At 55.9% G+C, this 25,612-nt stretch carries 23 protein-coding genes; 9 read left to right on the top strand and 14 right to left on the bottom strand.

Annotated features, from left to right (window positions below; all coding sequences use genetic code 11):
- Window positions 1-133: 133 nt before the first annotated feature.
- Window positions 134-3,553, bottom strand: a complete 3,420-nt coding sequence (rne, locus tag HBA55_RS16405; protein ID WP_166993648.1) for a ribonuclease E — start codon at window positions 3,551-3,553, stop codon at window positions 134-136.
- A gap of 1,101 nt (window positions 3,554-4,654) precedes the next feature.
- On the opposite strand from rne, the gene rluC reads away from it, so the two are divergent.
- Window positions 4,655-5,596, top strand: coding sequence for a 23S rRNA pseudouridine(955/2504/2580) synthase RluC (rluC, locus tag HBA55_RS16400; RefSeq protein ID WP_277345637.1), 942 nt, complete (start codon window positions 4,655-4,657; stop codon window positions 5,594-5,596).
- Window positions 5,597-5,600: 4 nt separating this feature from the next.
- Window positions 5,601-6,233, top strand: coding sequence for an HAD-IA family hydrolase (locus tag HBA55_RS16395; RefSeq protein WP_166993644.1), 633 nt, complete (start codon window positions 5,601-5,603; stop codon window positions 6,231-6,233).
- A gap of 12 nt (window positions 6,234-6,245) precedes the next feature.
- Here the strand turns inward: HBA55_RS16395 and HBA55_RS16390 are convergent, their stop codons facing one another.
- The 9 genes from HBA55_RS16390 to HBA55_RS16350 form a co-directional block, all read right to left on the bottom strand.
- Window positions 6,246-6,989: a secretin N-terminal domain-containing protein gene (locus tag HBA55_RS16390; protein WP_166993642.1), complete on the bottom strand. Its 744-nt coding sequence runs from the start codon at window positions 6,987-6,989 to the stop codon at window positions 6,246-6,248.
- Between the two features lie 13 nt (window positions 6,990-7,002).
- Window positions 7,003-7,506: a DUF7931 domain-containing protein gene (locus HBA55_RS16385; RefSeq protein WP_166993641.1), complete on the bottom strand. Its 504-nt coding sequence runs from the start codon at window positions 7,504-7,506 to the stop codon at window positions 7,003-7,005.
- A 55-nt stretch (window positions 7,507-7,561) separates the two neighbouring features.
- Complete coding sequence (locus HBA55_RS16380) at window positions 7,562-8,731, bottom strand: cupin domain-containing protein (protein ID WP_166993640.1); 1,170 nt, start codon at window positions 8,729-8,731, stop codon at window positions 7,562-7,564.
- Between the two features lie 8 nt (window positions 8,732-8,739).
- Window positions 8,740-10,107 (bottom strand): adenylosuccinate lyase, encoded by a 1,368-nt coding sequence (purB, locus tag HBA55_RS16375; RefSeq protein ID WP_166994189.1) that lies wholly within the window; start codon window positions 10,105-10,107, stop codon window positions 8,740-8,742.
- A gap of 61 nt (window positions 10,108-10,168) precedes the next feature.
- Window positions 10,169-10,804 (bottom strand): high frequency lysogenization protein HflD, encoded by a 636-nt coding sequence (gene hflD, locus HBA55_RS16370; protein ID WP_166993638.1) that lies wholly within the window; start codon window positions 10,802-10,804, stop codon window positions 10,169-10,171.
- 27 nt (window positions 10,805-10,831) lie between these two features.
- Window positions 10,832-11,938 (bottom strand): tRNA 2-thiouridine(34) synthase MnmA, encoded by a 1,107-nt coding sequence (gene mnmA / locus HBA55_RS16365; protein WP_166993636.1) that lies wholly within the window; start codon window positions 11,936-11,938, stop codon window positions 10,832-10,834.
- A 32-nt stretch (window positions 11,939-11,970) separates the two neighbouring features.
- Window positions 11,971-12,414, bottom strand: coding sequence for an NUDIX hydrolase (locus tag HBA55_RS16360; RefSeq protein ID WP_166993634.1), 444 nt, complete (start codon window positions 12,412-12,414; stop codon window positions 11,971-11,973).
- Window positions 12,415-12,424: 10 nt separating this feature from the next.
- On the bottom strand, window positions 12,425-13,048 hold the full coding sequence (locus HBA55_RS16355; protein ID WP_166993632.1) for a pseudouridine synthase: 624 nt from the start codon (window positions 13,046-13,048) through the stop codon (window positions 12,425-12,427).
- Window positions 13,049-13,202: 154 nt separating this feature from the next.
- The gene (locus HBA55_RS16350) at window positions 13,203-13,481 is read right to left on the bottom strand and encodes a cold-shock protein (RefSeq protein ID WP_166993630.1); all 279 of its coding nucleotides are present in this window, start codon (window positions 13,479-13,481) and stop codon (window positions 13,203-13,205) included.
- Window positions 13,482-13,792: 311 nt separating this feature from the next.
- On the opposite strand from HBA55_RS16350, the gene clpS reads away from it, so the two are divergent.
- Window positions 13,793-14,164: an ATP-dependent Clp protease adapter ClpS gene (gene clpS / locus HBA55_RS16345; protein ID WP_166993628.1), complete on the top strand. Its 372-nt coding sequence runs from the start codon at window positions 13,793-13,795 to the stop codon at window positions 14,162-14,164.
- A gap of 39 nt (window positions 14,165-14,203) precedes the next feature.
- Window positions 14,204-16,468, top strand: coding sequence for an ATP-dependent Clp protease ATP-binding subunit ClpA (gene clpA, locus HBA55_RS16340; protein ID WP_166993626.1), 2,265 nt, complete (start codon window positions 14,204-14,206; stop codon window positions 16,466-16,468).
- Between the two features lie 68 nt (window positions 16,469-16,536).
- Here clpA and infA read toward each other — a convergent pair whose 3' ends face one another.
- The 4 genes from infA to trxB form a co-directional block, all read right to left on the bottom strand.
- Window positions 16,537-16,755 (bottom strand): translation initiation factor IF-1, encoded by a 219-nt coding sequence (gene infA / locus HBA55_RS16335; protein WP_085157256.1) that lies wholly within the window; start codon window positions 16,753-16,755, stop codon window positions 16,537-16,539.
- Between the two features lie 91 nt (window positions 16,756-16,846).
- Window positions 16,847-17,554: an arginyltransferase gene (locus HBA55_RS16330; protein ID WP_166993624.1), complete on the bottom strand. Its 708-nt coding sequence runs from the start codon at window positions 17,552-17,554 to the stop codon at window positions 16,847-16,849.
- A 9-nt stretch (window positions 17,555-17,563) separates the two neighbouring features.
- Window positions 17,564-18,274 (bottom strand): leucyl/phenylalanyl-tRNA--protein transferase, encoded by a 711-nt coding sequence (gene aat / locus HBA55_RS16325; RefSeq protein WP_240946128.1) that lies wholly within the window; start codon window positions 18,272-18,274, stop codon window positions 17,564-17,566.
- A gap of 46 nt (window positions 18,275-18,320) precedes the next feature.
- The gene (gene trxB / locus HBA55_RS16320; protein WP_166993622.1) at window positions 18,321-19,268 is read right to left on the bottom strand and encodes a thioredoxin-disulfide reductase; all 948 of its coding nucleotides are present in this window, start codon (window positions 19,266-19,268) and stop codon (window positions 18,321-18,323) included.
- Between the two features lie 268 nt (window positions 19,269-19,536).
- On the opposite strand from trxB, the gene HBA55_RS16315 reads away from it, so the two are divergent.
- From HBA55_RS16315 to serS, 5 genes are read left to right on the top strand one after another with little or no spacing between them, the layout of a single operon-like run.
- Window positions 19,537-21,876 (top strand): DNA translocase FtsK, encoded by a 2,340-nt coding sequence (locus tag HBA55_RS16315; RefSeq protein ID WP_166993620.1) that lies wholly within the window; start codon window positions 19,537-19,539, stop codon window positions 21,874-21,876.
- A gap of 42 nt (window positions 21,877-21,918) precedes the next feature.
- The gene (gene lolA / locus HBA55_RS16310; protein ID WP_166993618.1) at window positions 21,919-22,548 is read left to right on the top strand and encodes an outer membrane lipoprotein periplasmic chaperone LolA; all 630 of its coding nucleotides are present in this window, start codon (window positions 21,919-21,921) and stop codon (window positions 22,546-22,548) included.
- The gene (locus HBA55_RS16305; protein WP_166993616.1) at window positions 22,545-23,882 is read left to right on the top strand and encodes a replication-associated recombination protein A; all 1,338 of its coding nucleotides are present in this window, start codon (window positions 22,545-22,547) and stop codon (window positions 23,880-23,882) included. The genes lolA and HBA55_RS16305 overlap by 4 nt, the downstream gene beginning before the upstream one ends.
- Window positions 23,883-23,924: 42 nt before the next feature.
- On the top strand, window positions 23,925-24,299 hold the full coding sequence (gene crcB / locus HBA55_RS16300) for a fluoride efflux transporter CrcB (RefSeq protein WP_166993614.1): 375 nt from the start codon (window positions 23,925-23,927) through the stop codon (window positions 24,297-24,299).
- 35 nt (window positions 24,300-24,334) lie between these two features.
- A complete protein-coding gene (gene serS, locus HBA55_RS16295) occupies window positions 24,335-25,612 on the top strand; it encodes a serine--tRNA ligase (RefSeq protein WP_166993611.1) in 1,278 nt (425 codons plus the stop codon).

Raw genomic sequence — 25,612 nt, 5'->3', positions numbered from 1 at the left:
CAACCCGCTAAGCCGTTATTTTTAAAGAAAAAACGTGGTCGCCTGGATTTGCCGTTGCGGAGTCGAAAGTAGATAGAAAAAAGGCTCTGGGGATTAATCCAGAGCCTTTTCAGGGATGGGTGTGAGGCGGCGATTACTCGCCGCTTGAAGCACTCACCCTCGGGTCGTTATCGGGTCGTGCCAGCGGGCGTGGATTGTGCTCCACCGCCGCCGGGGTGGCGGTATCCAGTGGCAGGCTGACCTGAACACTGGATTCTACCGTCTGGATACTCAGGCTGGTGACCGGGCGGGGATTATTCCGCGGGTCGTTACCTGCACGCGCATAGCGTGGTTTCTCCGTCGGCGCGACTTCAGCAACAGGGGGCTCGGCAACTTCTTCAGTGGCCGCTTGAGGCGGCTCCTGTTCCGGTGCAGATGCTTCAGTTTCTGTGGCCTCAGCAGCCTTGGTCTCCGAGGCGGTTTCCTGTGTCTCCACTGACGCCACAGGAGCGACTTCAGGTGCCGATTCCGCAGCTTCTGCCTGAGGCTCTATCACGGGCTGAGGCTCTATCACAGGCTGAGGCTCTGTTGCAGACTGAGACTCCACCTCAGGCTGAGGTTCTACCTCCGCAGGGGCTTGTGGCTTCTCTGCCTCAGGCTCGATTGCTTGTTCGGCAATTGCGGCCTCTGCCGCAGGTTCCTGCTGTGTGGTTTCAGCCACAGGCGCTGTTGCAGCGCTCGGGATACTGACATCCGCTTCGGAAGCCCTCTGTTCCTGCACGGGTGTGCTTTCCAGTGGCAGCTCCACCTGGGCTCCGGCGTCGCTATCTGTGGCAGGTGCAGGCTTTTCTGCGATCGCGTCTGCCTTGGCAGGCGCCTCGGTTTTTGCCTTTGCCGGTTGCTTGGGTACGGACTCAGTCTCGGGCTTGGCCTCCACTTCAGGGGCAGGTGCCTGCTTTTCAGTCGAGACTTGAGCCTCTGGCCTGGCCGGACGCTGCTCAGCGTTGCTCTGTGCCTTGCTCTCGCTCGCGTTTACTGGCCTGTCTGACCTTTTGGCAGCTTGCCTGGTTTCAGCCGGCTTTTCTTGAACGGCCTTTTTCTGACGCTTGCCGTCAGTCATTTCACCGGACTTTTCGCCCTGTGGTTTGCGGGCAGTCGCTTTTCTGGGCTTTTCAGCCTGTTCTTTTTCTTTCGGTTGGCTGTCGGCCGTTTCTTTCGGCTGGCTATCAGCATTCTGCGGGTTGCTGGCGCGCTTGTCAGCGGTCTGGCCGTCTGCAGGCTTGCGCTCAGAGCGGTTGCGTGAGCGGCGGCGGCGTGGTTCGGACTGGCCTTGATCACCACCGTCTTCAGCGCGGGCAGTGTTCTCGCTGTCCTGCATCGCTTTGGTGTCGATCGCGTCGCTCACCTGGCTGTTCAGGTTTTCAACTTCTGCACTGCTCTCCACATTCTCACCGCCATCGCGACGACCGCGGCGGCGAGGCTGCGGTTTGCCACGCTTGTTGGCGGGGCGCTTGGCAGGGCGATCTTCGGTAGCAAGATTCTGGCTGCTATCGCTGACAGTGTCCTGGGTTCTGCGGTCGTCCTGAGGTTTGCGCTCGTCGCGGCCCTTGCGACCATCACGGCGCCGGGATTGCCCTTCGCCGCGTCTCTCTTCCTGGTCGCCACGTCTGTCGCGACGACGGTTATCGCCATCGCGCGCTTCCTGACGCTTGTCGCCGCGTTCACCACGATTATCACCGCGACGTTTGTCACCGCGGTTGCCCTGCTGTTGGCCGCCGCGACGATTGCGGCCGCTACCCCGTCGGTTGCGGTTGCGTTGGGCCTTCTTCTGGCGCTCTTCCTCTTCTTTTTCGAGGCGGGCTTTCTCTTCCGGGTCGCCAAACAGTGCATGCATCATGCGGGTGAACAGGCCAGGCTTCTTGGGTTCCTCGGGCTCTGGTTTCGGTTCGGGAGTCGGAGCGGGGGCCATGTCAGTGGGGGTCAGCTGCTGCACTGCCGGCTGCGGGGCTGGCGTGGTATCCGCCTTGGGACTGACCTCTTCCGGAACCTGTTCTTCTGTGGCGGTGACTATCTTGTAGCTGGTTTCAACGGTATTGGCTTCGTCATCTCTGAGGCGCTGGACCTCAAAGTGCGGAGTCACCATTTGTTCATTGGGGATAATGAGTACGCGGGTGTCATTGCGGTTCTCAATATTGGAAATCGCCTTGCGCTTCTCGTTGAGGAGATAGGTGGCCACGGGCACCGGCGTAATCGCACGGATCTCTGCGCTGCGCTCTTTCTGTGCTTCTTCCTCCACCAGACGCAAAATTGACAGGGCAATGGATTTGGTGGAGCGGATAGTGCCCTGTCCGCTACAGCGGGGGCAGACTTTGGAGGTGGTTTCACCCAGGGAAGGGCGCAGGCGTTGTCGGGACATTTCCAACAGGCCGAAGCGGGAAATGCGGCCAACCTGTACCCTGGCGCGGTCCATATTGAGTGCATCGCGCATGCGATTCTCAACTTCACGCTGGTTGCGAACCGGTTGCATATCGATAAAGTCGATAACCACCAGGCCGCCCATATCACGCAGTCGCAGCTGGCGCGCAATTTCATCGGCCGCTTCCAGATTGGTGCGTAGGGCGGTCTCCTCAATGTCGCTGCCTTTAGTGGCGCGCGCTGAGTTAATATCAATCGAGATCAGCGCTTCAGTAACGTCGATCACAATGGAGCCGCCGGAAGGCAGTTTTACTTCCCGTTCAAATGCGGTTTCGATCTGGCTCTCGATCTGGTAGCGGTTGAACAGCGGGGTGTCGTCTTCGTACAGCTTCACCTTGTTGGTGTTGCCCGGCATCATCTGGGCAATCAGTGCCTGTACCAGATCGTAAGATTCCTTGCGGTCGACGATAATTTCGCCTACATCGAGGCGCAGGTAATCGCGAATGGCGCGATAGAGCACGTTGCTTTCCTGGAACAGGAAATTCGGGGCGGACTGGGCGTCTGCCGCCTGGGCAATCGAATCCCATAGTTTGAGCAGGTTGTCCAGGTCCCACTGCAGCTCCTCGGCGCTGCGTCCGACACCGGCCGTGCGCACGATAACACCCATGCCGCTCGGGACTTCGATTTTGGAGAGAGCTTCGCGCAATTCTGCGCGGTCTTCGCCGTCGATGCGGCGCGAAATGCCGCCTGCGCGGGGGTTGTTGGGCATCAGCACCAGGTAGCGACCGGCAAGGCTGATAAAGGTGGTGAGGGCCGCCCCTTTGTTGCCGCGCTCTTCTTTGTCCACCTGGACAACGATTTCCTGGCCTTCCTTGACCACATCCTTGATGCGTACACGGCCTTCGATCTCGCCTGGAGACTTGGAAAAGTATTCGCGGGAGATTTCCTTCAGGGGCAGGAAGCCGTGTCGCTCAGCGCCGTAGTCGACAAATGCTGCTTCCAGGCTGGGTTCTACACGGGTGATTTTACCTTTGTAGATGTTGGCTTTTTTCTGCTCGCGGGTGCGATTTTCGATATCGAGGTCGTAGAGCCATTGGCCGTCGACCAGTGCTACGCGCAACTCTTCAGGTTGAGTTGCGTTGATGAGCATTCTTTTCATGGGTTACCTAATCAGTGGTTGACACCGGCAGGTGGGGCACAGGAAAAGAATGTGGAGATCAGCCTCGCGGCTAACCATGCGCTGCCAGTTTGGGGCCAGAGGCCTTCGGGGCTCGCACGGGCGGCTGTTCGGTATACGTCAGCTGGGCAGTAGCAGCCACGCCATGATCCGCAGATCAAAGCGCACGGGGCTGTGTCCAGTGCTGTTGTTCGTTACCATCGACTCTTTCGTTACGCCGGCTTTCAGCCTTTGGGTTTACCGCCCGCAGGGTCAGGCCGACGTTGCTGGCTCAGCACAAGTTCTTCAGGGATTCATGCCATGGGGGCGCCTAACAGCGCAGGCCCGGTTGGCACGATAGTCAGCTCAGCAATGGGGCCTGACTCAGAGGGGGCGGGTAGCGTCAGTGATCTCCGGATCCCTGTCGGAAGGCCCCCTGGCGGCGATGGGATCTACCCGATGCGGCCATGGGTCAGGCGGGGCACCATCGATAAGCGACCGTGGTGCGTGTCTGGCTAAACTCCTGGAGCTTGCTCTGGGCTCAAATGAGCATCTCAATTCACATTCTTTGCAGATGACCCGCCATACTGGTGCGGTTGTCATCGGTACCCGGCTTTCTCTCTATGCTTGTCTCAAAGTTCAAGGCTCGGGTACCCTCTATTTTTTGGCGGCGTGAAAGCGTTTATTTCTTTCTCGCAGCCCGGCTGGTCAGCGGTATTTCCTAGCAACACGCCTCATTTATCATGCAATGTCCGGAAACCTGCCTGAGCAGACCAGCGGACTATAGCAACATTCCACAGAAGCTTCAAATTTGTCAGGTAGTTGTCTGATATTTAAAGCATTTTTGCAGGTATATTGGCCCTGAATCGGTATAATCCCGCAATGAGCAGAAAAAACTCCCAGTCGTCGTCGCGAGGCGCAAAAAAAAGACCCAGACCCGGTGCCCGGGCGGCTGCCTCTGGGCATGCGCGTGGCCGTAATCGACCTGCCAAGGTGGCTGGCAGCCAGCCGTCACAGAGCAAGTCCTCCCTAAAAACTACTGAAGAAAGGGCGTTACAACAGTCTCCTGGTCGCCATTCCGGGTCGGACAGGGCTGCCGATCCCCTGCCTACCAAGGTCAGGTTTCTGGAGGTTGACCCCGATCGCGCCGGGCAAAGGATTGACAACTTTCTCATGGCCGAATTAAAGGGCGTGCCGCGCACCTTGATCTACAGGATTCTTCGCAAAGGTGAAGTTCGTGTCAACAAGGGGCGTATCAAGGCGGACTATAAGTTGCAGCCAGGCGATCAGATTCGAGTTCCACCGGTAAGATTGCCCGACAGCAAGACGCCACCCAGGGCCAGTGACCAGTTAAGGGAACTGCTGTCACGCTCAATTCTTTTCGAGAACAAAGGGTTACTAATTATCAATAAGCCTTCAGGGTTGGCAGTTCATGGCGGCAGTGGCATTCAGCTGGGCTTGATCGAAACCCTGAGGCAGATGCGACCGGAGGAGCATTTCCTCGAGCTGGTGCACCGTCTTGATCGGGATACTTCCGGTTGTATTATGGTGGCCAAAAAGCGCTCGATGTTACGTTACTTGCACCAGCAGCTTCGTGATGGTCACGTGCAAAAGTACTACCATGCCCTGGTTAAAGGGCGCTGGCCGGATCACTGTCGGGAAGTGAATGCCCCGCTGAAGAAAAATGAACTCAGCAGTGGGGAACGTATGGTGAGGGTGGACCCTGAGGGTAAGCCGTCACGCACTGCTTTCAAGATATTGCGCCGTTTTCGGGACAGCACCCTGGTGGAGGCCAAACCCATTACTGGTCGTACCCATCAGATTCGGGTCCACGCACAGTGCCAGGGCCATGCGTTGGTGGGGGATACAAAATATGGCAGCGACGATGTCAATCGGGAAATGAAGCAAAGGGGGATTACCCGTTTGTTTTTACATGCTGCTGCGCTGTCCTTAGTGCTGCCGAATGATGGTGGGCGCCTGAAGGTTGAGGCTGCCCTTGATGACGGACTGGCGGCAGGCCTGGATAATCTTGAGGAGATGGATTGATTCCATGTTGTACATCTTTGATTGGGACGGCACCTTGTGCGACTCCGCCGCCAAGATCATCGCCTGTATGCATCGCGCCTCTGAAGCTCAGGGATTAACTCCCTGCTCTGACGACGAGGTTCGGGACATTATTGGCCTGTCATTGCCAGAGGCACTTGCCCGTTTGTACCCCGAACTCGATGAGAGGGGGATCGGACATATGTGTGAGGCCTACGGTCTGCATTTTCGAGAGGCGGACCAGATTCCCTGCGAACTGTTCCCAGGCGTGTCACAAACGCTGGACGAATTGGTGTCCCGCGGTCACCAGATTGCCGTTGCCACCGGCAAGAGCAGGGCAGGGCTGAACCGCGTGTGGTCGAATATGGGGCTGGAGGGCGTGTTTCACAGCTCTCGCTGTGCCGACGAAACCGCTTCAAAACCGCACCCCCGCATGCTGTTTGAGTTACTGCATGAACTCAAGGCGGCAGCGACTGACGCTGTTATGGTGGGCGACACAGAGTTCGACATGGAAATGGCGCGCCGGGCAGATGTTCCGAGGGTGGCTGTGGATTATGGGGCCCATCATGTCAGCCGTTTGAAGGCCTATGACCCGCTGATGTGTGTGTCGGAGATGTCATCCATTTTATCCCTGGCTTAAAGTCCGGCATAGCTACTGCGGATTCAGGGAAACGCGAATCATTAATGTGTTGACATCACTGACGCCATAGCGACGCACGCCCGGTTTTACCGCCAATTGCGATTTGTCCGTAACTATAGGCACCCATCGGTCCAGGGGAATGTTGCGTGTTGCAACGAGTCCCCGGCTAGTGGTATCACCGTAGCCGGGTGCTGTTTCCGTACTCTCCCAGGCCATCTGAAGTTGCAGCCTGTTATTGCCCAGCAGGGTAGGGCGTAGCTGCAGGTAAGTCCCCTGGCTCTGTTCAGCCAGTGTCAGACCTTCGGTTCCATGACCGCCACGCTGGCGCCTGGCCCCTGCGACCAAAACGGGTTTGGTGGTCCAGTCCCGAACAATCAGTTCATGTCCATCCAACACTTGCTGAGACGTGAATCTCTCTGGCGAGTGGCTGCTGTAGCGACGTTTATCCGGAGTCTCCGGATTGGATGGTTCGGTGTGTTCAAAGCGAATACTTACCAGAAGAGACTGTCTGGGCTGGTCGAGTTCCTCCACGGCCAGACGCAACACATTGATATCCCGGGAGTCAGCACGAATCAGCAGTTTCTGCCCGCTGGCGGTCACACTCGCTTTCGCCGGTGCCAGCGATTGCAGAGCCGGAAGAATCTCCGCGACGCTTCGGTGTTGCAGGGGAATGATTTCGAGATGTTGCCGTTGCGCCAATGCCGTGGAGGTGGAAAGCACCAGGAACAGGGCCAACAGCCATTGCTGGATCTTCAATGTAACAGCTCCACTAGAGCGAAAGTCTTCTCAGTTCGGGGATGTCAATGGTTTGGCGATCCCAGAGTTCATGGTATTCCTCAAGCAAAGCCTGTGCCTCCGGTGCGGCGTCGCTGTTATAAAAGCCTTCGTAGTCGCCATCCTTATGCTGTAACAACAGTTGACGCCCATCCGCAATCACATAACAGCGATCATTGTCCTGGGGGGCGGTGGTGAGGTGTCGCAACTGGATGCGGCTGGGAAGCCGCTGTTGAAGCCGAACCAGCTGGTGGTTATAGCCAACCAGTTGGCGGGGATTTTTGACCATAACCCGGATTTCGGCCAGGCGATGGCGCCGCGCCAGCGCACTGATGGCGCTGCAGATTGCCTCATTGGAGAACAGGTGAGGGTCGAGGTGTTCGCTGAGTATATCCAGGCTGCGTTCCGCCGAGTTCAACAGGCTTTCCAGGCGGGAGCGAAAGGTTTCCGGTCCGTGCAGTAAAAACAAGGTGGGGCAGACTTCAGAGGGCGTTTCCATATCGATCTCCTTACCAATTAATGATGGCACGAAGTGATGGGAATTACCTGTTATCTCACTCGCCTTCGTCGAGTTCCGGAAGTATATCTTCTGCGGCCAGCAGTTGTGCTATCAATTCGCGATCAAGGTCATTTTGCAATGCCTGCATCAAGCCCGGGCCGTCGTATTCGGACTGGTTGCCCAGCATCCTGGCCAGTTGTTGTGAGCAATCATGGCCCGTCCCGTTTACGTAGAGACGACAATGCGTGTCACCTTTGCAGTGATAGGCGATTCGGGTAGTGGGGTTGCGGAACCAGTTGAAGCTGCCAAGCGCGTCCAGGTCTGGCGAATTTTCAGTCTCCGGGACGTGGGGCCATTGTTGTTCGTACTTGGGACGAGTCATGTAGCCCCCGAGCCAGTCCGCTATGGCCTGTGGTTGCTCAAGTGCCGATCGCAAAATGGATTCGACGCGTGCCAGGGCCTTGTCATCAATAGCTGCGGGTTGATCGGTGGGCGAGAGGTTCGCGTCGGTATATCGATCATCCTCACTGAGCTCGGACAGGCGTTCCTGAACAAAGTCGCCGATGATCTCGGCCTGGCTGGGAGCGCGAAATCCTACTGAGAAGGTGAGGCAATCGTCTCCAACCGCCTTGCCCCAATGGGCCCATTGAGGGGGCAGGTACAAGACGTCGCCCGGTTCCAGTACCCAGCGTTCACTGCTATGGAATTCTTTCAGAATATGGAGTTCCGTGTCTTCCCGACAAGGCGAGAGGCTGGTGCACTTCTGTCCCAATTGCCACTCGCGATGTCCCTGGGCCTGCAGCAGAAAGACGTCGTACTGGTCGTAGTGGGGCCCGACGCTGCCGCCGTTCGCCGCATAACTGACCATAATGTCGTCCAGACGCCAGCTGGGGATAAAGCGGAACCTATCCAGCAGATCGGCGACTTCCGGAACCCAGTGGTCAACGGCCTGCACCAGCAGTGTCCATTTGTCAGCCGGAAGTTGCTGAAAGTCCTGTTCTGAGAAGGGGCCGCAGCGTAACTCCCAGGGGGACTTTCCCTGTTCGACAATTATGCGCGACTCCACATCTTCTTCCAGCGCAAGCCCCGCCAGTTCATCGGCGCTGATCGGGCTGGTATAACCTGGTAGCGCCTGACGAATGAGCAACGGCTTTTTTTGCCAATAATCGCTGAGGAAGCGGGCGACAGGTAAGTCGCCCAATTGCTGAAGGACAGGAGCCGGCATGAGGGGGCTTACAGATCTTTGGCCTGAGCCACGGCGTTGCCAATATAGTTGGCAGGGGTCAGATCACGCATAGCCTGTTTGGCTTCTTCAGGGATCTCGAGGGTTTCCACAAAGTTGGCCAGTACCTCCCGGTCAATCGCCTGGCCGCGGGTCAATGCTTTGAGTTTCTCATAGGGCTCGGGTACATCGTAGCGACGCATGATGGTCTGGATAGGCTCCGCCAGTACTTCCCAGCTGTTGTCCAGGTCTTCGGCTAGGCGTGCGCGGTTGATTTCCAGCTTGCCGATTCCTTTGAGTGTGGATGCATAGGCGATAGCACTGTAACCAAAACCAACGCCCATATTGCGCAGAACGGTAGAGTCAGTCAGATCCCTCTGCCAGCGGGACACGGGCAGCTTTGCGGCCAGATGACCAAATACGGCATTGGCGATGCCAAGATTGCCCTCAGAATTTTCAAAGTCGATTGGGTTGACCTTGTGCGGCATGGTGGAAGAACCCACCTCACCGGCAATTGTCTTCTGTTTGAAGTAACCCAGAGAAATATAGCCCCAGACATCGCGATCAAAGTCAATCAAGATGGTGTTGAAACGGGCTACCGCGTCAAACAGCTCGGCGATGTAGTCGTGGGGCTCAATCTGCGTGGTGTAGGGGTTCCAGGTCAGCCCCAGACTTTGCACAAACGCCTCGGCGTTGGCCTGCCAATCTACATTGGGATACGCAGACAAATGGGCGTTGTAGTTGCCCACGGCACCGTTGATCTTGCCCAGCAGTTCAACCTTCTCAATTTGCGCCAGCTGACGACGCAGGCGTGCCACTACGTTGGCCATCTCTTTACCCACGGTGGTGGGAGAGGCGGTCTGGCCGTGGGTGCGGGACAGCATGGGGTCGGCCGCATAGTCACTGGCCAGTTGAGCGATGGCGTCGACAATTGCCTTGGCCTGTGGCACCAGGACCGCATTGCGGCCCTCACGCAGCATCAGCGCGTGGGACAGGTTGTTGATGTCTTCCGAGGTGCAGGCAAAGTGCACAAACTCGGTGACTTTTTGCAGCTCTTCGTTGCCGGCGAATTGCTCCTTGATAAAGTACTCAACCGCTTTCACATCATGGTTGGTGGTGCTTTCGATTTCCTTGATGCGACCGGCATCTTCCTCACTGAAGTTGGCGACGATATTGTCCAACTGGCGGTTGGTGTCTTCGCTGAACGTTGGTACCTCATTGATATCCGGGTGCTTGGACAGCTGTTGCAGCCAACGGATTTCCACCTCAACTCGGCAGCGAATGAGGCCAAATTCGCTGAAAATGCGGCGATAGTCGGTAGTTTTGCTGCCATATCGGCCGTCAATTGGAGATACAGCGGTAAGTGCGGAAAGGTCCATAATGTTCAAACCATGCAGTTGGGTGTCGACGAAGGCGGGCATGATACCCGAAAAGGGTTATCTAGTGGGCATTCATTTGCCTGAGCAGCTGATCAGCGGTCTGGGACAGCTTTTTGCGCTTGAGGATCACCTGCATGCGCGATCCGCCCACCTGACGCCACAGGGTGGCTGAGCGAATTCCGGCAAACAGCAGGGCGCGGATCTGGTTGGCCACACGGGTCTGTTGCAGGTAGGTGAAGTCACCCATCACCTGAATGCGAAATTTGAATGTGCTTATGGTATCGCCATAGAGGCCCCCAATGCTGGCCAGCACATTTTCATGGGTGATGCCGAAATGCTCGGCCTGGTGAGCGCTCTGCTGAAGGCGCTGACTGATGACTTCGAGCATGTCTTTTCGGGCCATCATTTTTTTCTGCAGATGCAAAATGCCCAAGACGTAACGCAAAGTGTCCGGGTAGTCGCGATTCTGGTGATGATGCAACAGATCGCTCATCACCTTCAGCCCAAGCTCTACGCCCTGCTGGCTGCCACCATAGACTGCCAGAGTGTTCTCCGGATTCTGCACAAACAGGCTGCTGATGGAGGACTGCTGTGGCTCTGAGGGGATATATCCGGTTTTGGCCAGCTGCTCAACCAGAGCCGCTGCCTGAAATACGCCCGCCAGTGCCAGCGTAATATCGTTCCAGTGTTTGCTCACTCGTGGGGTTCCTGTCCTGACTGTGGGCTAAGGGGTTCCGGGCAGTGCCTGGTCGATCACGGCGCCGCCGAGGCAACGGTCCTGCTGATAAAATACCACTGACTGGCCGGGCGTAACGGCGCGTTGTTGTTCATCAAAGCGAACCAGTAGCCCGCCATTGTCCATGATCGTGACCTCGCATTCCTGGTCCGGTTGGCGGTAGCGGGTCTTGGCAGCGCATCGGAAAGTCGTGGTGTCGGGGCAGGCGTTGATCCAGTGGGCCTGGCTGGCCTTGAGAGTATCGCTCAGAAGCAATGGATGGTTCTTGCCCTGGACGGCGACCAGCTCATTATTAACCAAGTCTTTCTGGGCCACGTACCAGGGTTCTTCACTGGCTCCCTTGAGTCCGCCAATACCCAGCCCCTGGCGCTGACCGATGGTGTGATACATGAGGCCGGAATGCTCGCCAATCACCGCTCCGTCAGGCGTCACAATCTTGCCGGGTTGGGCGGGCAGATACTGCTGCAGAAAGTCCTTAAAGCGGCGTTCGCCAATAAAGCAGATGCCAGTGCTGTCCTTTTTATCGTGGGTAACCAGATCATGGGCTTCCGCCAGGCGTCGCACCTCAGATTTGTCCAGTTCTCCCACCGGGAAAAGTGTACGGGCAAATTCTGCCTCACCCACCGCATGCAGGAAGTAACTCTGGTCTTTGTTGTTATCCAGCCCTTTGAGCAGCACGGTGCGCCCATTCTGCTCGCCCCGGCGCACATAATGCCCTGTGGCAATCAGATCGGCGCCCAAAACTTCCGCATAATCCAGGAACACTTTGAATTTGATTTCCCGGTTGCACAAAATATCGGGGTTAGGCGTTCGGCCCGCCTGGTATTCCTCCAGAAAGTGCTCAAAAACGTTGTCCCAGTACTCGGCGGCAAAGTTGGCTGTGTGCAGCCGCATGCCCAGTTTGTCACAGACGATCTGGGCGTCTGCCAGGTCATCTTTGGCGGTGCAATATTCGGTGCCGTCATCCTCGTCCCAGTTCTTCATGAACAGCCCTTCCACCTGGTAGCCCTGTTGCTGCAGAAGCAGGGCGGAGACAGAGGAGTCTACGCCGCCGGACATACCGACAATCACTTTTTTGTGGGAAGGGGGGGACATCTTCGAATCCGTTGGTAAAAAGGGGGCGTATTCTACCCTTGCTCGTGGATCAGGTCCAAGGGATAGGAGATTCCCAGACGGTAGTCCTCAATCACCTTCAGAACCACCGGGCTGCGCAGTTCCGTCTCCAGCAAGGCAATTTCTTCATAGGTCAGCCATACGGCTTCCAGTATACCGCTGTCCAGGCTGGCATCAGGGTCACAATCTATCGCTTCCGCGATCAGCGTCGTGCGGATGTAGGAGATGCCATTGGGAGCATGAAAAACGCAGATGCCGCCGACGCGGATCGGGTGGATGTGCCAGCCGGTTTCCTCAAACGTTTCCCGAATAGCGGCCGCGATAATGGATTCACCATTTTCTATGTGCCCGGCGGGTTGATTATAAACCGTCTTATCTCCAGCAATTTCCTTGACCAGCAGGTAGCGGCCGTCTTTTTCAACCACGGTTGCGACTGTGGCATGGGGCATTTCGGACATGGACCTGTTCCTATCTAGGCGGACGGTTAGCTCTGGGCTTTCTGGCTGCTGCGCTGCGAGACGACTGCTTACGGGCGGACTGAGGCAGGTGGACTGTCTCAACCCTGAACTCGCCGGGTTGCAAACCCTTGAGCGTCCATGCACCGATCGATTGACGTATCAGACGCAGGGTGGGGTGCCCGACCGCAGCCGTCATGCGCCTGACCTGGCGGTTGCGGCCCTCAGTTATCGTTAATTGTAGCCAGGCTGTAGGGATCGACTGACGTTCGCGGATGGGTGGCCGGCGCGGCCACAGGGCTTCGGGTTTCTCAATCAGCTGGACTTTGGCGGGGCGTGTGGGGCCATCGTTCAGGGTGACTCCCTGGCGCAATTGTTGCACCGATGAGGCATCGGGGATCCCTTCTACCTGTGCCCAATAGGTTTTGGGCTGTTTGTGGCGGGGATGGCTGATTTGGTGCTGCAGATCGCCATTATCCGTCAGCAGCATCAAACCCTCAGAGTCGTAATCAAGACGACCTGCCGGGTAAAAACCCCGATAGTCATCCAGATATTGTTTCAGTGTCGCGCGCCCCTCCTGGTCCGTGAACTGGCTCAGAACCTGGAACGGCTTGTTGAACAGGATAATTCGGCTCATATGGACACGTCAGTAATTGGGGGGTGGTGGCATCTGTGCCGCTGGAATCGGGGGCGGATCATAGCCTGAATTCGACGCGTGCGGAAGCGGTCCTCCAGGTTACAGGTGGCTTAGGGGACTGAAGGTGGCCTGGCACAAAACTGCCAGGCGGGACTCAGCTGATAATGGCGGTTTCTTCGGCGCTGTCGGATTTGACCGGGATGGGGGCGGGATCGGCCGCGGGCATGCGGCTGGGCAACTGGATATTGGTTGCGTGCAGGCCTTTGGCACCCTCAACGACATCAAAGCTGACCATTTGGCCCGCTTTCAGCGTCTTGTAGCCTTCCATCATGATTGAAGAATAGTGAGCAAACAGGTCCTCTCCCGCCTCATCGGGGAGAATAAAACCGTAACCCTTTGCATTGTTGAACCACTTCACTGTACCTGTTGGCATGGCGGATTCCTTACGATAAGCCGGTGGCGACAGTCGCGTCGATGATTTATTGTAATTTTATGTCGGTTGGTGGTTGCCAAGTTCTAGCAAGCGGCCATGCTAATTTCTGCCCATGGGGGCTGGAAAAGCTGGCAATCGTCCTTATTATCTGTCTTCTGGAAACAGCGATTTAAGACTCGTTCTTCCAGAAAGTTGTCTTCTTATAACGAACTAGTTTTTTCAAGTCAAGCAAATTACTGATCAATTTGCTGTTAAACCGCCCAGTTTGGCGTATTTTTAAACGCGGAACGAAGGCTCGAAAGTGAGATCAAATGGGTAATCTGAGAAATCTTTTACTAAGATTAAGTGTGGATGACCCCGATGAGGAGTACGGCGACGATTTGGGTGTTGTCGTTCAGGAGTCAAAACCGCTGTTGAAGCGGCCACCGATGTACAAGGTGGTACTTCTGAATGATGACTATACTCCTATGGAGTTCGTCGTTGAGACACTGGAGATTTTCTTCAGTATGAATCGGGAACAGGCGACACGGATCATGTTGACCGTGCACACCCAGGGCAAGGCGGTTTGCGGCGTATTTACCCGCGATATTGCTGAGACCAAGGCGGCACAGGTCAATCAGTTCGCCAGGGAGAACGAACATCCTTTGCTGTGTGAAATAGAGGCGGTTGAGGATGATGAATAGCCTAGTCTTAGGGAACTTTTGCTTTAGGGGTGATAACCGATGCTGAGCAAGGATTTAGAAGTTACCTTAAATCTTGCCTTTAAAGGCGCCCGATCCAAGCGTCATGAATTTATGACGGTGGAGCACTTGTTGCTTGCGCTGATTGATAACGATTCTGCCGCCAATGTGTTACGGGCCTGCGGTGCCGATCTCAATATCCTGAGAAAGGACCTGATCGAGTTTGTGGATTCCACCACACCGCTGATTCCGGAAAACGACACGGAGCGGGAAACGCAACCCACGCTGGGTTTCCAGCGGGTGCTGCAGAGAGCCGTCTTTCACGTCCAGTCTTCGGGCAAGAAAGAGGTGACTGGAGCCAATGTACTGGTCGCTATTTTCAGCGAGCAGGAGAGTCAGGCAGTTTACTACCTGAAACAACAGAGTGTGGCCAGGATTGATGTGGTCAACTTTATTACCCACGGAATTTCCAAGGTGGCCGGTCACGATGACCACCACGACGATCCGTCCCACGAGATCAGTGAAGAGAACCCGATCGGCACGGATTCGCCCTCTCAGAGCCCGCTGGAGGCCTACGCCACCAACCTCAATGAAGAGGCCATGCTGGGCCGCATTGATCCCCTGGTGGGGCGCTCGCTGGAACTGGAGCGTGTCAGTCAGATCCTGACGCGCCGCCGCAAAAACAATCCACTGTTGGTGGGTGAGTCCGGCGTAGGTAAAACCGCTATTGCTGAAGGTCTGGCCAAGCGCATCGTCGATGGCGATGTGCCGGAAGTGCTTTCGAGCAGTGTGGTCTATTCGTTGGATCTCGGCTCGTTGCTGGCGGGCACCAAGTATCGAGGCGATTTTGAGAAGCGCTTTAAGGGTTTGCTGGCGGATCTCAAAAAGCAGGATCACGCCATTCTCTTTATCGATGAAATCCACACGATTATTGGTGCGGGCGCGGCCTCTGGCGGCGTTATGGATGCCTCCAACCTGTTAAAGCCGCTGCTGACATCCGGGGATTTACGCTGTGTCGGTTCGACCACGTTCCAGGAATATCGCGGCATTTTTGAAAAAGACCGCGCGCTTTCCCGTCGTTTCCAGAAAGTGGATATCAACGAGCCCAGTGTCGAAGATACGTACATGATTCTGAAGGGGCTCAAGAGCCGTTTCGAAGAACATCACAAGCTACGCTATACGGATACCGCTCTGAAAGCGGCCGCAGAATTGTCCGAGCGCTACATTCCAGAGCGCTTTATGCCGGATAAGGCCATTGATGTGATCGATGAAGCCGGCGCGTTTCAGCAGCTACAGGTGGCTTCCAAGCGCAAAAAGGTCATTGGCGTGACGGACGTTGAAGCCGTGGTTGCCAAAATCGCCCGGATTCCGCCGAAGAGTGTTTCGTCTTCGGATCGAGAGCAGCTGAAGCAGTTGGATGAAAATCTCAAATTGACCGTGTTCGGCCAAAACGAAGCCATTGATGCGTTGTCCACGTCGATCAAATTGTCCAGGGCGGGGCTCAACGTTGCGGACAAACCGATAGGATCTTTCCTGTTTGCCGGGCCCACGGGTGTTGGTAAGACCGAGCTTTGCAAGCAACTGGCCACTTCCATGGGTGTGGAGCTGATTCGCTTTGATATGTCAGAGTATATGGAGCGTCATACGGTATCTCGGCTTATTGGTGCGCCTCCGGGGTATGTGGGATTTGATCAGGGCGGATTGCTCACCGATGCCGTCACCAAGCACCCTCACAGTGTGGTGCTGCTGGATGAAATCGAGAAGGCCCATCCAGAGGTGTTTAATCTGCTGTTGCAGGTGATGGATCACGGCACTTTGACGGATAACAATGGCCGCAAAGCGGATTTTCGCAACGTAATATTGATTATGACCACCAACGCCGGTGCCGAAGAAATGAGCCGGGCATCCATTGGCTTTACCCGCCAGGATCACTCCACGGATGGCATGGAAATAATCAAGAAAATGTTCACGCCTGAGTTCCGCAACCGCCTTGATTCTATCATTCAGTTCAGCAGTCTTAGCCTGGATGTGATCAAAACGGTGGTGGACAAATTCCTGGTGCAACTGCAGTCGCAGTTGGATGACAAGCGTGTGACACTGGATGTGGAAGAAGAGGCACGGGAATGGCTCGCCATACGCGGCTACGACGAAAAAATGGGCGCACGTCCCATGGCTCGTCTGATCCAGGAAAAACTCAAGAAACCTCTGGCAGAAGAAGTGCTGTTTGGTGAGTTATCCGATGGTGGTGGTGTTGTGCACGTTACCGTGGAAGATGACGAACTGAAGATAGGAGTAGAAGCCGCCTGAGGGCGGCACGACCTCCCCGCTGGTTATTTCGGTTTAGACCAAGGCGGGGCAGGGTGTCCGGTGAGCGATTAGCGGGCGCGGTAGGTGATGCGGCCTTTGCTCAGGTCGTAAGGAGTCAGCTCAACCTTAACCTTGTCGCCGGTCAGGATGCGAATGTAATTTTTGCGCATTTTGCCTGAGATATGTGCAGTCACCACGTGACCGTTTTCCAGCTTTACACGAAAAGTGGTATTAGGAAGGGTGTCAATCACCTCGCCTTCCATTTCAAAATTGTCTTCTTTTGCCATCCGGCAAGGTCCTCAATTGCTTCGATAATGAGCCCGGATTCGAGCAGGCGTGAATTGTGCCTGAAAACACCAAGTGAGCCAAGCGCTTGTGTCAGTTTATTCGCACCCAGCGGTTATCGATGTAGAGTTCCAGCGGACGATAGTTGGTTTTATAGCTCATTTTGGGGCATTGCTTGATCCAGTAACCCAGATAAACGCTCGGCAAGTGTGCGGCCTTGGCCAGCTCAATCTGGTACAGGATGGCAAAAGCCCCAAGGCTGCGTCGGTGCTCTGCGGGTTCAAAGAACGTATAGACTGCCGAGTAACCGTTGGTCATGCGATCACAGACAGCGACACCCAGCAGCCGTTCTTCCAGCCAGAATTCCAGGTATTCCGTCACTCCCCATTCTGAAGTCAAAAAGGAGCGATATTGTTCCGGCGAAGGCGGGTACATGTCTCCATCGTTGTGGCGGAGTTCAATGTAACGGGCGTAGAGCTGGTAGTGGGTTTCGGTATCGATCTGCTCAACCTGACGAATGTCGAGATCCTGATTGCGTTTCCAGCAGCGTCTCTGTTGACGGTTCATCTGGAACGCCGAGACAGGAATTCGAGCGGGAACACAGGCCTTGCAGTGGCTGCAATGGGGTCGATAGAGGTGGCTGCCACTGCGCCGGAAGCCGGATTCAGAGAGCTGGCTGTATAGATTCTTTTCTACGGGGTATGTCGGGTCCACAAACACCGTGGTGGCTTCTTCCTCGGGAAGATAGCTGCAGGCGTGTGGATGGGTGGCAAACAGGCGTATGGTGCCCAAATCTGTCATGCAAAAGCCCTATATGGCGACCGTCTCTAGCTCGGAGGGCCAGTTACCTCTTAAGGAGGACTCATCTATACAGTCTAACAGGTATTGTTCGAACTGCGTTCTGGGAATTTCCCGCGCCCCCAGGCTGAACAAGTGATCGGTATGCACCTGGCAGTCAATGAGTTGATACCCCTGTTGCTCCAAATTCTGCACAAGGGCGATAAAACCAACTTTGGAGGCATTGCTGCGACGGCTAAACATGGATTCACCGAAAAACACCCGGCCCAATGCAATGCCGTACAGTCCTCCCACCAGGGTTTGATTCTCCCAGACCTCTACGGAGTGAGCGTAGCCCAGGTCATGCAACCGGGCGTAGGCGTCCAGCATTTCATCGGTGATCCAGGTGCCCGGCTGGTCGGGCCTGGGTTCCGAACAAGCCTCCATGACATCGCTGAAGCACTGATCGGCAGTGACTTCAAACGGGTTTCGTCTCAGCAGCTTCTTCATGCTGCGGGAGACATGGAGTTGTTCCGGGGGCAGCACCAGTCTGGGGCTTGGACTCCACCAAAGAATGGGTTGGGAATCATCAAACCAGGGGAAAATCCCTCGACGATAGGCGGCCAACAACTGCGTGGGGCTCAAATCGCCTCCGGCCGCAAGCAACCCATTGGGTTCATCAAGGGCAGCGGACGTCGGGGGGAATTCAGTACCGCCGGGAGGCATCCAGGGCAACATGGACATGAGGTCGGATTAACTCTCCCGGGTGGTGCTTATCTCCAGTTCGTATTTACTGGTTGTCGAGGAATTTCTCGGCATCCAGGGCAGCCATACAGCCGGCGCCGGCAGAGGTGATGGCCTGGCGATAAATGTGGTCGGAAACATCTCCGGCTGCAAACACACCAGGTACACTGGTGCTGGTAGCTTCTCCGTCCAGACCGCTCTTGATGATGATATAGCCGTCTTTCATTTCCAGCTGGCCGGCAAAGATATCAGTATTGGGTTTGTGCCCGATGGCGATAAACACACCCGCTACATCGATGTCCTGGGTGCTGCCGTCTTGGGTACTCTTGATGCGCAATCCGGTCACTCCTGCGTCATCGCCAAGAACCTCATCCAGGGTGTTGTTCCAGAGGATCTTGACGTTGCCGTTCTTGGCCTTTTCCAGCAGGCGATCCTGCAGTACTTTTTCGGAGCGAAGGGCATCGCGGCGGTGGATCAGAGTGACTTCAGAGGCGATGTTGGAAAGGTAAAGAGCCTCTTCAACGGCAGTGTTACCGCCGCCAACCACCGCGACTTTCTGGTTGCGGTAGAAGAAACCGTCACAGGTGGCACAGGCGCTGACGCCTTTACCCATAAAGGCTTCTTCAGAAGGCAGGCCCAGGTACTGCGCAGAGGCGCCTGTTGCAATAACCAGCGCGTCACAGGTATAGGTGTTACTTCCCTTGAGAGTGAAAGGGCGCTTGGACAAATCTGCTTCGTGAATGTGATCAAAGATAACTTCAGTATCAAAGCGCTCGGCGTGCTGCTGCATTTGTACCATCAGGTCAGGACCCTGCAGGTCGGCAACGCCGCCAGGCCAGTTCTCAACTTCTGTGGTAGTCGTGAGCTGCCCGCCCTGTTGCATCCCCGTAATCACCACCGGCTTTAGGTTGGCACGGGCGGCGTAAATTGCCGCAGTGTATCCCGCCGGGCCGGAGCCAAGAATAATGATCTGGTGGTGCTGGGCTTCACTCATGGATTTGTCCTGTCATTACAATGTTAAAAAGTCGGGTAATGATAGGGAAAACTGCTGGGGCTATCCAGAAGTCAGTCTCAATAAAAGTCATTGGGTCAGGCTATCGGACACTTATCATTTATAGGATTGGGCGCTTCTTGTGCCGCTTGAGTGGAATCTGCTCGGTGAGATCTCCAATTCTGTGTTACCAGTCGCGACATTTGCGCGCGGGGTGATTAGAATACGGGCCAGATATAACCATAACTGCGGTGATCCTCCAGGTGAGTGCTTGAAAACCCCGAATTCCACCCCCTCTGCCAGCGGTGACAATGCACCGGCCTTGCCTTTGCGAATATTGAGAGAAGGGGCCCTGATCGGCCTGGTAGCGCTCTGCCTTTATCTGTTGATGGCTCTGGTAACCTACTCCAGTACTGATCCCGGTTGGTCCCGAACAGCGGCAGGTAGTGAAATCATCAATGCCGGGGGGCGTTTCGGCGCCTGGTTGGCGGACGCGTTCTTGTCGTTGTTTGGCTATATGTCCTATCTATTCCCGATGTTGATCGGCTATCGTGCCTGGCTGGTTTTTCGCGAGCGCAGTAAATCCGGCCAGTTTGATTCGGTCATCTTCGGCTTGCGTCTGGTGGGTTTTGTGCTGGTGATGCTGAGCGCCACCGCCATGGCCAGCCTGTACTATGGCCTGGAGTCCACCAGTCTGCCGTTTTCCAACGGAGGGATTCTGGGGGCCAGCGTTGCCGACGCCATGGAGTCGGCCTTTAGCTATACGGGCGCAACCCTGTTGTTGCTTTCAATATTTCTGTTTGGGCTGACGGTGTTTACGGATCTGTCCTGGTTGGCCCTGATGGACAATATCGGCCGCTTGACTCTCGATTTTGTGCGCACGCTGAAGGACAAGTGGCAGCAGAAGCGCCAGCAGCAGGAAGAAAAGCAAAAGGTGGAGGAGGCCCAGAAGGCTCGCCGTATTGCCATCGAAAAACAGGTCGAAAAAGAGCAGAAACGTACGCCTCCCAAGATCACTCCACCGGTGAAGAAGGCCAAACCCAGCCCTCGCGCTGAAAAGGAGAAGCAGACCAACCTGTTTGCGGCTCCGGTGGAAGGCGATCTGCCCCCCCTGAATCTCCTGGATCCCGCCGATAAAAGCGGCGACAAAGGTTTCAGCAAGGAGTCCCTGGAAGCCATGTCGCGGCTGTTGGAGCTGAAACTCAAGGACTTTAATGTCGAGGCCGAGGTGGTCTCGGTACTGCCGGGGCCGGTGGTAACCCGCTTTGAATTGCAGCCGGCACCGGGAGTGAAGGCCAGCCGCATCACCAATCTGGCCAAAGACCTGGCACGTTCGCTGGCAGTGATCAGCGTGCGTGTGGTCGAAGTCATTCCGGGCAAATCGGTGGTGGGTATCGAGATTCCCAACGAACACCGCGAGATGGTTCGACTCAGTGAAGTACTGCAGTCCGATGTCTACGATAACTCCAAGTCCAACCTGACCATGGCTCTGGGCCACGATATCGAAGGCGAGCCTGTGGTCGCCGATCTTGCCAAAATGCCACACTTGTTGGTGGCCGGTACTACCGGTTCAGGTAAGTCTGTGGGGGTCAACGTCATGCTGTTGAGCTTGTTGTACAAGTCCACCCCCAAGGAAGTGCGATTGATCCTGGTGGACCCGAAGATGTTGGAGTTGTCCATCTACGAGGGAATTCCCCACCTGTTGACCCCCGTGATCACCGATATGAAGGACGCGGCCAACGGCCTGCGTTGGAGTGTGGGAGAGATGGAGCGCCGCTACAAGTTGATGGCGGCCCTGGGTGTGCGCAATCTGGCGGGCTTTAATCGCAAGGTGGAAGAGGCGATTAAGAAGGGAGAGCCGATTGCCGACCCACTTTGGAAGCCCGAAGAACACTTTGAGCCGGGAATGGAAGAGGCGCCCGCCCCCAATTTGGAAACTTTACCGTCCATTGTGGTGGTGATCGACGAATTTGCCGACATGATGATGATTGTTGGCAAGAAGGTGGAGCAGCTTATCGCCCGCATTGCGCAGAAGGCCAGGGCGGCGGGAATCCATCTGATTCTGGCGACCCAGCGCCCCTCTGTCGATGTGATAACGGGCCTGATCAAGGCCAATGTTCCCTCCCGCATTGCTTTCCAGGTGTCTTCTAAAGTGGATTCCCGCACTATCCTGGACCAGGGCGGAGCAGAGCAGTTGCTGGGCCACGGTGACATGCTTTACCTGCCTCCGGGTACCAGCGTGCCTCAGCGGGTTCACGGTGCTTTTGTGGATGACCACGAGGTGCACAAGGTGGTAGAGGATTGGAAGCGACGCGGGGAACCGGATTACCTGGAAGGGGTCATTGATGACAGTGCCAACAGTATTCCGGTGCCGGGATTGGCAACTGAAGGTGATGAAGAGGGCAATGAAGAGACTGATCCGCTTTATGATGAGGCGGTCGAATTCGTGACCGAGACGCGAAAAGCCTCCATCTCCTCTGTGCAACGTAAGCTGCGCGTGGGTTACAACCGCGCCGCGCGCCTTATTGAAACTATGGAAATGGCGGGAGTTGTCAGTCCGATGGGGGCCAACGGTAACCGCGAGGTGTTGGCACCGCCGCCACCGAAATAAGCTCCGCGGTCAGGTGACTTAGAGTTAAGGACAGAATCCAAAATGACAATGATACGAAATCAGCTGCTGGCCCTGTGGTTGACGCTGATTATGAGTTCTTGCGTATTGGCGACCGGCACCTCGACTGCTGCCGGTCACGATCTCGCAGAGCGCCTTAAACCACTGCAAGCCATCTCAGGAAAATTCAGTCAGGTCATGAAGGATTCCGAAGGAGAGGTGCTCAGTGAGTCCGAGGGCAGTTTCCAAGTCCAGCGTCCGGGCATGCTGCGCTGGGAAACCGTGGAACCGTTTCCGCAATTGTTAGTTACCAATGGCAAGACTTTGTGGATGTTTGATCCGGATTTGGAACAGGTTACGATCAGTACGCTTACCAATCAGCTCGATCAGACTCCAGCAGTGATTTTCTCCGGAGACCCGGCCCGTATTGAGGCTCGCTTTGAGGTCAGTTACAACAAAAGTGGCGGATTCTCGTTGCGACCTCGACAAACAGGCAGTCAGTTTCAGCAGTTGGACCTCTTTTTCGAGGAGCAAACCCTGGTCTCCATGTGGATCCTGGATGGCTTTGGCCAGGAGACAGAGTTCAGCTTCACGGCCATGCAAACTGACCGTATGCAATCACCCGCCTATTTTACCTTTGATCCCCCCGAGGGGATCGACGTGCTGATTCAATGAGTGATCTCTTTACCTCCGAGCCCGTGCAGCCTCTGGCGGCCCGCATGCGGCCGCGCCATCCCGACGATTATGTTGGGCAGGAGCACCTGTTTGCAGAAGGCAAACCTCTGCGCGAGGCGATTGTGCGCCAGCAGCTTCATTCCATGGTGCTATGGGGGCCGCCGGGAGTGGGCAAAACCTCCATGGCGAGAATGATCGCAGAGATTTCCGATGCCCATTTTGAGACTGTATCGGCTGTCCTTGCGGGTGTTAAGGAAATTCGCGCTGCGGTGGCCACCGCACAGCAACTGCAGGCTCAGTCCGGTCGTCGTACGATTCTGTTTGTGGATGAGGTACACAGGTTCAACAAATCCCAGCAGGATGCCTTCCTGCCGTTTGTTGAGGATGGCACCGTGATCTTTATTGGCGCCACCACTGAAAACCCTTCGTTTTCACTCAATAACGCGCTGTTGTCGCGTTGCCGGGTTTACCTATTGCGGGGGCTTGAGCACGAGCACTTGATGGAAATGCTGCGCCGTGCCCTGTCAGACTCCAAACGCGGGTTGGGGGAGCAGCCCCCCAAAATATCTCAGCAATTGCTGAGCACATTGGCGCACGCCGCTGATGGCGATGGGCGCAAGGCGCTGAATTTGTTGGAAGTTGCCTTCGACCTGGCGGAAGAGGGAACTGACGGACCCGAAATCACTGAGGCGGTAGTGCAGGAAATCCTCGCCAATGACGTGCGCCGTTTTGATAATGGCGGCGATGTGTTTTACGAGCAGATCTCGGCTCTGCACAAGTCAGTGCGCGGCTCGAACGTCGATGGTGCACTGTATTGGCTGGCGCGGATGCTCGATGGCGGCTGCGATCCCCTCTACATTGCTCGACGAGTGGTGAGGATGGCCAGTGAGGATATTGGCAATGCCGATCCCAGGGCTTTACAGCTCTGTCTCAACGCCTGGGAAACCCAGGAGAGACTGGGCAGCCCCGAGGGCGAGCTGGCCATTGCACAGGCGGTGGTGTATTTGGCAGCTGCGCCCAAGAGCAATGCGGTATATAAGGCTTTCAACGAAGCAATGGCGGATGTAAAATCCCAGCCCAGTTTTGATGTGCCCATTCACCTTCGCAACGCTCCCACTCAGTTGATGAAGAACCTGGACTATGGCCGGGAATATCGCTATGCCCATGATGAGCCGGGCGCCTATGCCGCGGGTGAGGTTTATTTCCCCGAGGAGCTGGAGCCGCGCCGGTACTATCGTCCCACGGACCGGGGGCTGGAGCAGAAGATCGGGGCGAAACTAAAGCATCTCGGAGAGCTGGACGAACTCAGCGACTGGCGTCGCTATCAAGAATAACCACGGGCAGGAATAGCCTCGGCAATCAGACAAGGATCCACAATGCAGTGGCTGGCGGTAGCAATTGGCGGCGCTCTGGGGGCGATGGGGCGATACGCCATCACCATCTATACCTTTCCCTTGTTGGCTAACCGGTTTCCCCTGGGGACTCTGACTGCCAATGTACTGGGGTCGCTGCTGATCGGTATCTGTTACGTGCTGATTATTGAGAAGGGCAGCCTGGCGCCGGAATGGCGCAACTGGCTGATGGCGGGGTTCCTTGGCGCCCTGACCACGTTTTCCACTTTTGCCCTGGATGCGGTGAATCTGTGGCAAAACGGGCACGCACAAACCGCCGCGTTTTATGTGGTGGTGAGTCTGGTGGCATGCCTGCTGGCAGTCGCCGCCGGCATACACCTGACATTGCGGTTTTATTGAAGAATTATTGAACGGCATTTAAGCGAAAATTAACTATGTTGGATCCCAAATTTATTCGTACCAACCCACAGGAAGTCGCACAGGCACTGGTCAAAAAGGGCTTTGAGCTGGACGTGGCGCTGCTGACGGGCCTGGAAGAAGAGCGTAAAGCCATACAGGTCAAGACCGAGACCTTGCAGCAGGAACGCAACAGTCGCGCCAAGAATATTGGCAAAGCCAAGGCAGCCGGCGAGGACATCGCGCCACTGCTGAAGGAAGTGGATGAGCTTAAATCCCAATTGGCTGAGGCCGAATCGCAGCTGAAAGACGTGCAGGCGCGGATGGAGGAGCAGCTCAGCAGCATTCCCAACGTACCCGCAGAAGAAGTGCCAGCGGGCGAAGACGAAGACGATAACGTCGAGGTGCGCCGCTGGGGCACTCCCCGTGAATTTGACTTCGAGGTCAAGGACCACGTGGACCTGGGAGCAAGCCTGAGTGGGTTGGATTTCGACACCGCGTCCAAATTGACCGGTTCCCGCTTTGCCGTGATGCAGGGCGGCGTTGCCCGTTTGCACCGGGCACTGACTCAGTACATGCTCAACACCCATACCGGTACCCACGGTTACGAAGAAATCTACGTTCCCTACATTGTCAATCGCGATTCCCTCTATGGCACCGGGCAGCTGCCGAAGTTCGAGGATGATCTCTTCAAACTGAATGACGATCGCGAGTTTTACCTGATTCCGACGGCGGAAGTGCCGGTGACCAATATCGTCCGCAACGAAATCGTGCAGGACGCCGCACAGCTGCCAATGAAGTTTACTTGCCACACGCCTTGCTTCCGTTCTGAGGCCGGCAGCCACGGTCGTGATACCCGTGGCATGATCCGTCAGCACCAGTTTGAGAAAGTGGAACTGTTGCAGTTTACCCGCCCCGAGCAGTCGGACGAGGCTCTGGAGGAGTTGACCGGTCACGCCGAAGCGATTCTGCAGGCTCTGGAATTGCCGTATCGCACCGTTATTTTGTGTGGTGGGGACCTCGGTTTTTCATCGGCCAAGACTTATGACATTGAAGTTTGGGTACCTTCCCAGGGTAAATACCGCGAGATTTCCTCCTGCAGTAATATGCGAGATTTCCAGGCCCGTCGCATGAAGGCCCGCTACCGCAATCCAGAGACCGGTAAACCTGAATTGCTGCATACCCTCAATGGCTCTGGCCTGGCCGTCGGCCGTACGCTGATTGCCGTGTTGGAGAATTACCAGCAGGCTGATGGCAGTGTGTTGATTCCGGAAGTACTGAGACCCTACATGGGAGGTCTCGAAAAAATCGGCTAG

It is taken from the genome of Pseudomaricurvus alkylphenolicus, from assembly GCF_011683955.1.
GTDB lineage: Bacteria > Pseudomonadota > Gammaproteobacteria > Pseudomonadales > Cellvibrionaceae > Pseudomaricurvus > Pseudomaricurvus alkylphenolicus.
The sequence above is the reverse complement of the archived record's forward strand: the minus strand, read 5'-3'. Positions and strand labels throughout refer to the sequence as shown.